At 52.3% G+C, this 13,308-nt stretch carries 10 protein-coding genes and 1 rRNA gene; 9 read left to right on the top strand and 2 right to left on the bottom strand.

The features are described from left to right. Positions 1–159: 159 nt before the first annotated feature. Entirely contained in the window at positions 160–324 is a 165-nt protein-coding gene (locus QRN24_RS16255; RefSeq protein ID WP_020883498.1) for a DUF2556 family protein, read from the top strand. 139 nt (positions 325–463) lie between these two features. Then, positions 464–2,557 carry a putative bifunctional diguanylate cyclase/phosphodiesterase gene (locus QRN24_RS16250; protein ID WP_014171873.1) on the top strand — a complete coding sequence of 698 codons (2,094 nt, stop codon included), beginning with the start codon at positions 464–466 and terminating at the stop codon, positions 2,555–2,557. Here the strand turns inward: QRN24_RS16250 and envR are convergent. Then, positions 2,461–3,180 (bottom strand): acrEF/envCD operon transcriptional regulator, encoded by a 720-nt coding sequence (envR, locus tag QRN24_RS16245; protein ID WP_020883496.1) that lies wholly within the window; start codon positions 3,178–3,180, stop codon positions 2,461–2,463. The two genes, QRN24_RS16250 and envR, sit on opposite strands and share 97 nt — an antisense overlap. Before the next feature lie 383 nt (positions 3,181–3,563). Between envR and QRN24_RS16240 the strand changes: the two genes are divergently transcribed. The 7 genes from QRN24_RS16240 (at position 3,564) to QRN24_RS16210 (ending at position 12,994) form a co-directional block, all read left to right on the top strand. Beyond that, positions 3,564–4,703: an efflux RND transporter periplasmic adaptor subunit gene (locus QRN24_RS16240; protein ID WP_134179608.1), complete on the top strand. Its 1,140-nt coding sequence runs from the start codon at positions 3,564–3,566 to the stop codon at positions 4,701–4,703. A gap of 11 nt (positions 4,704–4,714) precedes the next feature. Beyond that, positions 4,715–7,828: an efflux RND transporter permease subunit gene (locus tag QRN24_RS16235; protein WP_134179606.1), complete on the top strand. Its 3,114-nt coding sequence runs from the start codon at positions 4,715–4,717 to the stop codon at positions 7,826–7,828. A gap of 303 nt (positions 7,829–8,131) precedes the next feature. Next, complete coding sequence (locus QRN24_RS16230; RefSeq protein ID WP_008502867.1) at positions 8,132–8,353, top strand: lipoprotein; 222 nt, start codon at positions 8,132–8,134, stop codon at positions 8,351–8,353. Between the two features lie 487 nt (positions 8,354–8,840). Continuing rightward, complete coding sequence (locus QRN24_RS16225) at positions 8,841–9,866, top strand: amino acid ABC transporter substrate-binding protein (protein WP_014171877.1); 1,026 nt, start codon at positions 8,841–8,843, stop codon at positions 9,864–9,866. Positions 9,867–9,933: 67 nt separating this feature from the next. Next, positions 9,934–11,115, top strand: coding sequence for an amino acid ABC transporter permease (locus QRN24_RS16220; protein WP_079231627.1), 1,182 nt, complete (start codon positions 9,934–9,936; stop codon positions 11,113–11,115). A 9-nt stretch (positions 11,116–11,124) separates the two neighbouring features. Then, on the top strand, positions 11,125–12,228 hold the full coding sequence (locus QRN24_RS16215) for an amino acid ABC transporter permease (protein ID WP_223399212.1): 1,104 nt from the start codon (positions 11,125–11,127) through the stop codon (positions 12,226–12,228). A 7-nt stretch (positions 12,229–12,235) separates the two neighbouring features. Then, on the top strand, positions 12,236–12,994 hold the full coding sequence (locus QRN24_RS16210) for an amino acid ABC transporter ATP-binding protein (protein WP_014171880.1): 759 nt from the start codon (positions 12,236–12,238) through the stop codon (positions 12,992–12,994). A 103-nt stretch (positions 12,995–13,097) separates the two neighbouring features. Here the strand turns inward: QRN24_RS16210 and rrf are convergent. Continuing rightward, a 5S ribosomal RNA gene (gene rrf / locus QRN24_RS16205) occupies positions 13,098–13,213 on the bottom strand. Positions 13,214–13,308 lie beyond the last annotated feature (95 nt).

Below are 13,308 nucleotides of genomic sequence, written 5' to 3'. Positions count from 1 at the left end.
TTTAAAAAGGCGCTACCTGGCATGGGGATGCGCCTTTTTTATTGTCCGCGCCTGTCACCGTCAAGGCTGTGTAAACCTTCGTTTATCCCCCTTTTAAACCGCAACTTTTCGTGTATATTTCCACCACCTCACTGAACCTCTTTACCCGGAATGACACGTATGATTCGTAAATACTGGTGGCTGGTTGTATTTGCTGTCTCGGTTTTCCTCTTCGACGCGCTCCTGATGCAGTGGATTGAACTGATGAGCACTGAAGCCGATAAGTGTCGCAATATGAATTCCGTAAATCCGCTAAAATTAGTGAACTGCTCAGAACTCGACTAACCGCCTGACGTCGCTAAACTCACTGTTATGACCCACTAAAAACGGGGATTTAAATCCCTTTGAGCCGTTACCTTACGATGATAATGTCTCGCCCTTCTCAACCGCGCCTGCGTAACCTCACACTCGAGTAGAACCGATCATGCTGGTTAGCCAATACAACCATATCCTCGTCGTCCTCTCCTTTGTTGTTGCTATCCTTGCTGCCTATACCGCGCTGAATATGGCTGCTCGTGTTGCCGGGAGTCAGGGCGTGGCTGCGCGCGTCTGGCTGGCCGGCGGCGGTATTGCCATGGGGATTGGCGTGTGGGCCATGCATTTTATCGGCATGCTGGCGATGGACCTCTCCATGAGCATGCGCTACAACGCGACCCTGACGGTGCTATCAATGGTTATCGCCGTGGGCTCGTCACTGTTTGCGCTGTGGCTCGTTAGCTGTGAGCAGTTACGTTTGCGCCGTCTGCTGCCCGGTGCGTTAGTGATGGGCTGCGGCATTGTGGCGATGCATTACACCGGCATGGCGGCGCTGGAAGTCTCTCCCGGTATTATCTGGGACAAAACATGGGTGGCCATTTCGGTTGTCATTGCGCTTGCGGCTTCGCTCGCCGCATTATGGCTGACGTTCCGCTTGCGGCATGAAGCGTCTCAGGTGTCGCTGATGCGTTTTGCCGCCGCCGTTACGATGGGGATCGCCATTGCCGGTATGCACTATGCCGGGATGAAAGCCGCTCAGTTTCCAATGTCGACCATGACACACCATGAAGGTATTAACGGCAGCTGGCTGGCAGTACTGGTCAGCGTCGTCGCACTCTCCATACTGGGGATCACGCTGCTGGTCTCGATGCTGGATGCCCGCCTTCAGGCACGAACCTCCCTTCTGGCCTCATCCCTTGCAGAAGCGAACCGCGAACTCGCTCAACTGGCTTTGCAGGATACGCTGACGCGTCTGCCGAACCGTGTTTTGCTGGAGGACCGACTCGATCAGGCCATCAGCAAAGCTGACCGTGAAGGCACCCATTTTGCACTGATGTTCATGGATCTCGACGGGTTTAAAACCATCAACGATGCGTACGGCCATGATGTCGGTGACAGACTGCTTGTCGCCGTGACGCAGCGCCTGCTCACGCCCCTGAAGGGTCAGTTCACCCTTGCCCGTATCGGTGGTGATGAGTTTGTTCTGCTGGCAGAAGGAGAAGGTCCGGATGATGCGGCCTCGCTGGCCAACTCGCTGGTTCGCGCTATCGATAGCCCATTCAATCTGGATCCCTATGAACTGGTGGTAACCCTTAGCATTGGTATCGCGCTCTATCCCCACGACGGTAAAACCGAGCGCGAGCTGATGTTTAACGCCGATGCGGCGATGTACCACACGAAGCACATGGGCCGAAACGGTTATCACTTTTTCCAGCCCTCCATGAACACCCTGGCGCAGACCCATCTCCAGTTGATGAACGATCTGTGGCTGGCTATCGATCGTAATGAACTGCGCCTGCTTTATCAGCCAAAATTCCACGCACCGGCGGGTCCTGTCCTTGGGTTCGAGGCGCTATTGCGCTGGCAACATCCGAAACAGGGATTGCTGACGCCAGACCTGTTCCTGCCGCTGGCGGAAAAAACGGGGCTGATCATCCCGATTGGTAACTGGGTGCTTAATGAGGCCTGCCGTCAGTTGCGGGAATGGCACCTTCAGGGGCATCAAAACTGGTCGATGGCGGTGAACCTGTCGACACTGCAGTTTGAGCAACCTTCACTGGTTAAAACGGTGCTCGACTGCCTGACGCGTCACAACGTACCGCCGGAGATGCTGATCCTTGAAGTGACGGAAACCACGGCGATGAGCAACCCGGATGAGAGTGTGCGCGTACTGACAGAGCTGACGGACGCGGGCGTGAAAGCGTCCATTGATGATTTTGGTACCGGTTATTCCAGCCTGCTTTATCTCAAGCGTCTGCCGGCCTGTGAGTTGAAAATCGACAGAGCGTTCGTGAAAGAGTTAAGCGGTGAAAGCGAAGACGCCACCATTGTCTCAGCGATCGTGGCCCTGGCAAAAACGCTAAATCTGAAAGTCGTGGCGGAAGGGGTGGAAACCGAAGCACAGCAAACCTTTTTGACGGCGCTGGGCTGCAACACGCTTCAGGGCTATCTGTTGGGCAAACCGGTCAGTGCACAGACCATCGAAACGCTCTGCGCGCAAGGGGAAATGTTACCTGGCGCTGAGCTAAAATCATCCTCATGAGGCGACACCCGCACGACAGGGAGTGTCGCCAGAATGCTATCGACCAGCGCAGGAGCCTGCTGGTAAAGATTAAAACTGCTGTTATTCATTAACCAGTTTTTAATGATCCCGCTGAAAAAACCGTGGAAAACAATCAGGGTCAGATCAACATTTACCTGTGACGAAATAAGGTTCCGCGAAATACAGTCCTGCAACGTGGCACGTAAAGACTCATAATTAAAACCAATACGTTTTCTGATTTCACACTCTGAAATCATATCGCTATTAAATTCACACTTATGATACAAAATTTGCAAAAGAGCACATTGCCGAGGCTCATGTGCAATATATTGCAACGCAGCAATAAATTGCTCACGAAGCATTAACAACGGATCGCTGCCCGCAGAAAGAGAAAGTCTGTCACGAATGATGTCACGAAACGGTAATTGCTGTTCCCAGATGGCATTAAATATTTCTGATTTACTGGTAAAATGCCAGTAGATGGCACCCCGTGTAACATTTGCTGCATCCGCGATATCCGTCAGCGTCGTGTTCGCCACGCCCCGCGTCGCAAACTGCCCGATAGCCGCTTCAATCAGCTGCTGACGGGTTTGTTGAGCCTCTTCTTTCTTTTTACGCGCCATAGACGACTACTCGTTACTCACAAGGTTTATATTTACACGGGTCAGGTACACGAAAGTATTCACTACTTTGCGTTTTAATTTTGCACAAAAAAAGTCAAATCGCTTAATTAATAATTCAGACAAATGCATAGATATAATTAAATTCATGAGATAAATAATTCAACCACGTTAAATGCCATTTATCTGATTAACCAGCCAGAAGTATATCCCCGCTAACACCAGGTTTGATTCTGATTTTTGCCTTAAGGCCTGTTCATTCGCACTTATAAATTAAAAAACATTAATTACCCTCATTATTATACGCCCTACATTTTATTTTTCTCCCTCTGCCCTGCTACCGATTCACGGCAAATATCGGTTCATGGGTATTTAAAGGAACAGTAATGACGAATTATTTCAGACGTTTGCCCTTATCCGGTTTTATTGTCTGCGCGGTACTGCTCGCTGGATGCGATGGTCAGGAAAACCAACCACCGCATCCGCAGGCGCCTCAGGTCAGCGTGCATATAGTGAAAAGCGCCCCTCTGGCTGTCACCACCGAACTCCCGGGCAGAACAGATGCCTTTCGCATTGCGGAGGTTCGTCCTCAGGTGAGCGGCATCATATTGCGTCGTAACTTCACAGAGGGAAGTGATGTAAAAGCCGGCGAGTCACTTTATCAGATCGATCCTGCCACCTATCAGGCCGCCTATGACAACGCGAAAGGTGAACTCGCGAAGGCCCAGGCGGCGGCTAATATTGCGCACCTGACGGTAAAACGTTATCTCACGCTGGTTGGCACGCAGTATGTCAGCAAGCAGGAATACGACCAGGCCGTGGCGACAGCGCAGCAAGCAGATGCCAGCGTCGTTGCCGCACAGGCAGGCGTTGAAAGCGCGCGCATTAATCTTGCCTATACCAAAGTGACGTCTCCCGTCGAGGGTCGCATCGGTAAATCCAGCGTCACCGAAGGCGCACTGGTGACCAACGGGCAAGCCGCAGCCCTGGCAACGGTTCAGCAGCTTGATCCGATGTATGTCGACGTCACCCAGTCCAGCAGTGATTTTATGCGTCTGAAGCAGACGAGCCTGCAAAAAGGAGAGGCCACCAGCACCGTTGAGCTGGTGATGGAGAATGGTCAGCCCTACCCGTTGAAAGGTACGCTGCAGTTCTCGGATGTCACGGTCGACGAAAGTACCGGCTCTATCACCTTGCGCGCGATTTTCCCAAACCCACAGCACCTGCTGTTGCCTGGCATGTTTGTCCGGGCCCGCATTGATGAAGGCACACAGCCTGATGCGATTCTGGTCCCACAACAAGGCGTGACCCGCACGCCGCGCGGTGATGCATCCGTTCTGGTGGTTAACGATAAAAACCAGGTTGAGTCACGTACCGTCGTTGCCCCTCAGGCGATTGGCGATCGCTGGCTGGTGACGGAAGGGCTGAAAAATGGCGACCGCGTCATTGTCAGCGGCTTACAAAAAGTCAGACCGGGCGCTACCGTCGTCGCGACGCCTGATACCACCACGACTCCAGCCGGTTAAGGGACGACGACATGGCTAATTTCTTTATCCAACGGCCGGTTTTCGCCTGGGTACTTGCCATCATTTTGATGATTGCAGGCGGGCTGGCTATTCTCAAACTGCCCATCGCGCAGTATCCGACCATTGCCCCTCCCGCCGTGGCTATCACCGCAACGTATCCGGGTGCTGATGCGCAAACGGTGCAGGATACCGTAACGCAGGTTATCGAACAGAACATGAACGGTATCGATAACCTGATGTATATGTCATCCACCAGCGATTCCGCAGGTAATGTCACCATCACGTTGACCTTCCAGTCTGGAATAGACCCGGACATTGCGCAGGTACAGGTGCAGAACAAACTGCAGCTCGCCATGCCGCTGCTCCCCCAAGAGGTCCAGCAGCAAGGGATCGGTGTTGAGAAGTCCAGCAGCAGCTTCCTGCTGGTCGCAGGCTTTGTCTCCGATAACAAAGACCTCACGCAGGATGACATCTCTGACTATGTCGCGTCTAACGTGAAAGATGCCATTAGCCGCACCACGGGAGTTGGTGATGTGCAGCTGTTTGGTGCCCAGTATGCGATGCGCATCTGGCTCGACAGCAACGCGATGAACAAATACCAGCTGACGCCACTGGATGTGATTAATCAGCTGAAAACGCAGAACGACCAGATAGCGGCCGGCCAGTTAGGCGGAACGCCGTCAGTACCGGGGCAGCAGTTGAACGCCTCGATCATTGCACAAACGCGTCTGAAATCTCCGGAAGAGTTTGGCCGCGTGACGCTCAAGGTGAACCAGGATGGCTCCATGGTTCATCTGAAAGATGTGGCCCGCATTGAGCTGGGGGGCGAAAACTACAATATGGTCACCAAAATCAACGGGCAAGCGGCAACCGGCCTGGGGATTAAGCTGGCTACCGGTGCAAACGCACTGGACACGGCCGCCGCCATCAAGAGTAAACTGGCCCAGCTCCAGCAGTTCTTCCCGCAGGGGCTGAAGGTAGTCTACCCCTACGACACCACGCCTTTTGTGAAGATCTCTATCCACGAAGTGGTGAAAACGCTGTTCGAAGCGATCATTCTCGTCTTCCTGGTGATGTATCTTTTCCTGCAAAACCTGCGGGCGACGCTTATCCCGACAATTGCGGTGCCGGTCGTGCTGTTGGGTACGTTTGCGATCCTGGCGGCGTTCGGTTTCTCCATCAACACCCTGACCATGTTCGGTATGGTGCTGGCGATTGGCCTGCTGGTTGATGACGCCATCGTGGTGGTTGAGAACGTCGAACGCGTCATGGTTGAGGACAAGCTGCCGCCAAAAGAGGCGACGCAGAAGTCGATGGGGCAGATACAGGGCGCACTGGTGGGTATCGCCATGGTGCTCTCGGCGGTCTTTATCCCCATGGCCTTTTTTGGCGGTTCAACGGGAGCCATCTATCGTCAGTTCTCGCTGACCATTGTCTCGGCTATGGCGCTGTCGGTGCTGGTCGCTCTGATTCTGACACCGGCACTGTGCGCCACCTTGCTTAAGCCCGTCTCCAGCGATCACCACGAAAAGAAAGGTGGCTTCTTCGGCTGGTTTAATGCGCTCTTTGACCGGAGCGTGGAGCATTACAGCAACAGCGTAAGCGGCATTTTGCGTAAGACCGGGCGCTATCTGGTGGTATACGTCATCATCGTCGGTGGTATGGCTGTACTGTTCCTGCGCTTACCCACCTCCTTCCTGCCCGAAGAGGATCAGGGGGTATTTATGACTATGGTCCAGCTCCCCGCCGGAGCCACCCAGATGCGTACCCAGCAGGTGCTTGACCAGGTTCAAAATTATTATCTCAACAACGAGAAGGCTAACGTTGAATCGGTGTTTACCGTGAACGGCTTTAGCTTTAGTGGTCAGGGTCAGAACTCCGGTATTGCATTCGTTAGCCTGAAGCCCTGGGAAGCGCGTCCCGGAGCAGAAAATAGCGTTAAGGCGATCGTAAGGCGTGCGACGAAGGCCTTCAGTCAGATTAAAGATGGCCTCGTGTTCCCGTTCAACCTGCCTGCGATTATCGAGCTGGGTACCGCAACGGGCTTTGACTTTGAGTTGATTGATCAAGCTAACCTGGGGCATACCCAACTGACCCAGGCGCGTAATCAGCTGCTCAGTATGGTGAAAGCGCACCCCGATCTGCTGGTTCGCGTTCGTCCTAACGGTCTGGAAGATACCCCACAGTTCAAACTGGATGTCGACCAGGAGAAGGCACAGGCGCTGGGCGTCAGCCTCTCTGACGTCAACCAGACGATCTCGACGGCATTGGGGGGAACCTATGTGAACGACTTTATCGATCATGGACGCGTGAAAAAAGTGTACGTCCAGGCCGACGCGCACTTCCGTATGTTGCCAGGGGACATCAACAACCTCTACGTGCGCAGCGCGAACGGAGAAATGGTGCCGTTCTCCTCCTTTAGCAGCTCGCACTGGGTGTATGGCTCGCCTCGCCTGGAGCGCTACAACGGAATGCCTTCGATGGAGATCCTCGGTGAGTCCGCGCCGGGTAAAAGTACCGGTGAGGCGATGGCCTTGATGGAGAACCTCGCCGCAAAACTGCCTTCCGGTATCGGCCATGACTGGACGGGAATGTCTTATCAGGAACGACTGTCTGGTAACCAGGCACCTGCCCTGTACGCCATTTCACTGATTGTGGTGTTCCTGTGCCTGGCTGCGCTTTATGAAAGCTGGTCTATTCCCTTCTCGGTCATGCTGGTTGTGCCGCTGGGTGTCACGGGCGCGCTTCTCGCCGCATCGATTCGCGGGTTAAATAATGATGTCTATTTCCAGGTCGGCCTGCTGACAACGATTGGTCTGTCAGCGAAAAACGCCATTCTGATCGTCGAGTTTGCTAAGGATCTGATGGATAAAGAAGGTAAAGGGATCATTGAAGCCACACTGGAAGCATCCAGAATGCGCCTTCGACCGATCCTGATGACGTCGCTGGCCTTTATCCTTGGCGTGATGCCACTGGTCATCAGCAGAGGAGCCGGGAGCGGCGCGCAAAATGCTGTCGGGACAGGTGTTATGGGAGGGATGCTTTCCGCAACGCTTCTGGCAATTTTCTTCGTGCCCGTCTTCTTTGTGGTTGTCCGGCGCCGGTTTACGAAACATAAAGAGTAATGTTTCTCAAAAAAGGCACCTCAGGTGCCTTTTTTATTTTTAGCATAAACAATGAATTAGATATGTCATACTCACAGCATTAATAGTTAACCATTTGCATTAAGTAAAAACGCCGCGTTACGTCTTCATATTTTCTCCATTAATTCATCCTGACAGCGACTTTTCTCCACGATTTTTACAAACAACATAATTTGAGATTATTCCCCGTGCAACGTTGCCTTATCCCGGTGGTAAAATAGTCTCCAGTTCGTTAATAGCCCTCCTGGCTGTATAGCGAATGAGAAATAATACTGAGGTAACATCATGAAAAGATTCATTTCCGTTGCACTACTCGCTGCGCTGCTTGCTGGATGCGCGCACGACTCTCCATGTGTACCGGTATACGACGATCAAGGCCGACTGGTTCATACCAATACCTGTATGAAAGGCACCACTCAGGACAACTGGGAAACAGCAGGTGCTATCGCCGGTGGTGCTGCCGCAGTGGCAGGTTTGACGCTGGGTATCGTTGCTCTGACGAAGTAACATCAGAACGTATCATGTGTGTAGAAAGCGCGGCTCTGTCCGCGCTTTTGCTTTTAAAGAGTGCAGCGTTTTCAGATAAGTAAAAAAATAGCCCTGTCTTTACCCACCTTGTTTATTTCATCCTGCGGACAGTCACATATTTTTAATGCACAGCGTTAAATTACATATTCTATCGTGATGATTTTCACATATTAATTACATTTAATACCCTGCCAATATTCACCCCAGAAACTATATCTTCTTTTTAAGGTATAGCCGCTGAAAGTTTTGCTCCGATTTGTGGCACAGGTTGTAATTTCGCACCGTTTCGGGGCGCTCTATTTATTTAACCCTGTCTACACTCAGCATTATGCGCTCACTGGTCACCTATTTTGTTGAGCGCAAAACCTGGCATTACGTTTGCTTTATAAACGTTGGCCAAAGCCACAGACAGGTAAAGCGTTTAAAACGCCTCTATAACGATAAATTTCGCCACACAGGATGCATTATGAAAAAGACGATGATAGCCAGCCTGGCCGCCGCGGGCATGTTGTTTGCTGTAGCCGGTCAGGCCCATGCGGGTACGACACTGGATGCCGTTAAAAAGAAAGGGTTTGTTCAATGTGGGATCAGTGACGGTTTACCTGGCTTCTCTTATGCCGATGCAAACGGCAAATTTACCGGTATTGATGTTGATGTCTGCCGCGGTGTCGCCGCCGCCGTTTTCGGTGACGACAGTAAAGTAAAATATACCCCGCTGACGGCGAAAGAACGTTTTACTGCATTACAGTCTGGCGAAGTTGACATGCTTTCCCGTAATACCACCTGGACCTCCTCACGTGATGCAGGCATGGGAATGGCATTTACTGGCGTGACCTATTATGACGGTATCGGTTTCCTGACCCACAATAAAGCGGGCCTGAAAAGCGCCAAAGAGCTGGATGGCGCGACCGTTTGTATCCAGGCCGGTACCGATACCGAGCTGAACGTCGCGGATTATTTCAAAGCAAATAACATGAAATATACCCCTGTGACATTCGATCGCTCCGATGAATCGGCCAAAGCGCTGGAATCCGGTCGTTGCGACACGCTGGCTTCTGACCAGTCACAGCTGTACGCCTTGCGTATTAAGCTGAGCAACCCGGCGGAGTGGATTGTCCTGCCTGAAGTGATCTCCAAGGAGCCTCTTGGACCGGTTGTGCGTCGTGGCGATGAAGACTGGTTCTCCATTGTTCGCTGGACGCTGTTTGCCATGCTGAATGCTGAAGAGATGGGCATCAACTCGAAAAACGTCGACGAGAAAGCCGCTAAACCGTCCACGCCGGATATGGCTCATCTGCTGGGAACAGAGGGCGATTTCGGGAAGGATCTGAAGCTGGATAACAAGTGGGCTTACAACATCATCAAACAGGTGGGTAACTACGCTGAGATCTTTGAGCGCAACGTGGGATCGGAAAGCCCTCTGAAGATCAAACGCGGCCAGAACAATCTCTGGAACAACGGCGGTATTCAGTACGCGCCACCAGTACGTTAAGTCATTGCTGTAACGGGCACTGTTAAGGCAGTGCCCGCCCCAGAGTCATGGTTACCGAGGTTTCTTTATGTCCCATCGCCGCTCAGCCGTAAAAGGATCGCTATCCTTTTCTCATCCCGCGGTCCGCGCCTGGCTATTCCAGGTTATTGCGATTATTGCGGTTGTTCTTATCGCCGTGTATCTCATCCATAACACTATAACCAACCTGAATAATCGCGGTATTACCTCCGGCTTTGCTTTTCTGGATCGCAGCGCGGGGTTTGGCATTGTTCAACACCTTATTGATTATCAGGAAGGCGACACGTATGGACGCGTGTTCGTGGTCGGTTTACTGAATACGCTGCTGGTCTCTGCACTTTGTATTGTTTTTGCCTCCATACTGGGCTTCTTTATTGGTCTGGCACGTCTGTCCGAAAACTGGCTGCTGCGCAAACTGTCTACTTTTTATATTGAGACGTTCCGTAATATCCCGCCGCTGCTGCAGATCTTTTTCTGGTATTTTGCCGTGCTGCGCAACCTGCCGGGGCCACGTCAGGCTATTGACGCTCTTGATCTGTTTTTCCTGAGTAATCGCGGGTTGTATATTCCTTCTCCGCAGCCGGGTGAAGGGTTGTATGCCTTCATTGCCGCCCTTGTAATAGCGCTTGCTCTCTCAGCGGCCATGTTCCGCTATAACCGCAAGCATCAGTTCAAAACCGGGCAGCTTCGTAAAACCTGGCCAACCGCCGCCATCCTTATCATTGGTCTTCCACTTCTGACACACTGGCTGTTTGGGGCCGCCCTTCACTGGGATATTCCGCAGCTGCGTGGCTTTAACTTCCAGGGCGGAATGGTTTTAATTCCTGAGCTGGCAGCCCTGACGCTGGCGCTTTCGATTTATACCTCTGCATTTATCGCCGAGATTATTCGTGCGGGGATCCAGGCCGTTCCTTACGGGCAACACGAGGCGGCGCGCTCGCTGGGATTACCCCATACGGTGACGCTTCGTCAGGTCATTATTCCGCAAGCGTTACGGGTCATCATTCCGCCGCTGACCAGTCAATACCTCAATATTGTCAAAAACTCATCGCTGGCGGCCGCCATTGGTTACCCCGATATGGTGTCGCTGTTTGCCGGAACCGTGCTTAACCAGACCGGACAGGCCATTGAAACTATTGCCATCACAATGTCTGTCTATCTGATCATCAGCCTGATGATTTCGTTGCTGATGAACCTCTATAACCGTCGTATAGCACTGGTCGAGCGCTAAGGATCTATGATGACAAAAGCGATACTGTCGCACTCCTCGCGCCCTGCCGGTTCGACAGGCGGACGTTTAATTCTCTGGGCGCGTAAGAATCTGTTCTCCAACTGGAGTAACAGCCTGCTGACAATTGTATGTTTGTGGCTTATGTGGGAATTAATTCCACCGCTGCTGAACTGGGCTTTTTTACAGGCTAACTGGTCGGGATCCACTCGCGCAGACTGCACAAAAGCAGGGGCCTGTTGGGTGTTTATTCATGAGCGTTTTGGCCAGTTCATGTATGGATTGTATCCGCATGAACAGCGCTGGCGGATTAATCTGGCACTGGCCATCGGGCTGCTCTCCATCGCCGTAATGTTCTGGAAAAAACTGCCTCATCGGGGCCGTTATATTGCCTGTTGGGCAGTGGTGTATCCCATTATTGTTTGGGTGCTGTTGTATGGCGGCTTCCTGGGGCTGGAACGTGTTGAAACACGTCAGTGGGGTGGGTTAACGCTGACGCTGATTATCGCGTCCGTTGGGATAGCCGGCGCACTGCCATGGGGTATTTTGCTCGCGCTTGGGCGGCGCTCAAAAATGCCTGTCGTACGTGTGCTTTCCGTTATTTTCATTGAATTCTGGCGTGGCGTACCGCTTATCACCGTTCTGTTTATGTCTTCGGTCATGTTGCCGCTGTTTATGGCAGAAGGGACAACGATAGACAAACTGATCCGTGCCCTGGTCGGGGTCATCCTTTTCCAGTCCGCTTACGTTGCGGAAGTGGTGCGTGGGGGCCTGCAGGCTCTGCCGAAAGGTCAGTACGAAGCGGCGGAATCACTGGCACTTGGCTACTGGAAAACGCAGGGACTGGTGATATTGCCACAAGCACTCAAGCTGGTTATCCCGGGCCTGGTCAATACCATCATTGCCCTCTTCAAAGATACCAGCCTGGTGATCATCATCGGGCTGTTCGATCTCTTTAGCAGCGTGCAACAGGCGACCGTTGACCCTGCCTGGCTGGGTATGTCCACCGAGGGATATGTCTTCGCTGCTCTGATCTACTGGATCTTTTGTTTTAGCATGTCGCGCTATAGCCAGCATCTGGAAAAGCGCTTTAACACCGGGCGTACACCGCACTGAGGAAATTATGAGCCAGATTACTATGACACCTGCCGACGCGATGATTACGCTGGAAAACGTGAATAAATGGTACGGGCAGTTTCATGTTTTGAAAGACATTAACCTCAAGGTTAAGCAGGGAGAACGGATCGTTCTTTGTGGCCCTTCCGGGTCCGGAAAATCCACGACCATTCGCTGTATTAACCACCTTGAAGAACATCAGCAGGGGCGCATTGTTGTTGATGGCATCGAGCTGAATGAAGATATTCGTAACATCGAACGGGTGCGCCAGGAAGTGGGAATGGTGTTTCAGCACTTTAACCTGTTTCCCCATCTGACCGTTCTGCAGAACTGTACGCTTGCGCCAATTTGGGTACGAAAGATGCCTAAAAAGGAGGCTGAAGCACTGGCGATGCACTACCTGGAACGGGTACGTATCGCAGAGCACGCCAATAAATTTCCAGGCCAGATATCAGGCGGTCAGCAGCAGCGCGTGGCTATCGCCCGTTCGCTCTGTATGAAACCGAAAATTATGCTTTTTGATGAACCGACATCCGCCCTGGATCCGGAAATGGTGAAAGAGGTACTGGATACCATGATTGGACTGGCGCAGTCCGGGATGACCATGCTGTGTGTGACGCACGAAATGGGGTTTGCCAGAACCGTGGCCGATCGGGTGATCTTTATGGATCGTGGGGAAATCGTTGAGCAGGCACCGCCGGATGAGTTCTTCGCACATCCTAAATCTGAACGTACGCGGGCTTTCCTGTCACAAGTGATCCATTAAGCGTGTCTTAGCCCGGTGGCGTTTCGCTTACCGGGTCTGACTTTTTCCGGGAAACATAACGCAAAAAGGCCATCCTTTCGGATGGCCTCTTCACTTGTTTGATGCCTGGCAGTTCCCTACTCTCACATGGGGAGACCCCACACTACCATCGGCGCTACGGCGTTTCACTTCTGAGTTCGGCATGGGGTCAGGTGGGACCACCGCGCTAAAGCCGCCAGGCAAATTCTTTTACTTCTTGCCGAACTTTAACCTAAGTATAAAGTGGTGCTGATACCCAGAGTCGAACTGGGGACCTCACCCTTACCAAGGGTGCG

The organism is Enterobacter sp. MEB024, assembly GCF_030209635.1.
GTDB lineage: Bacteria > Pseudomonadota > Gammaproteobacteria > Enterobacterales > Enterobacteriaceae > Enterobacter > Enterobacter ludwigii.
This window is presented reverse-complemented; position numbering and strand designations above follow the sequence as displayed.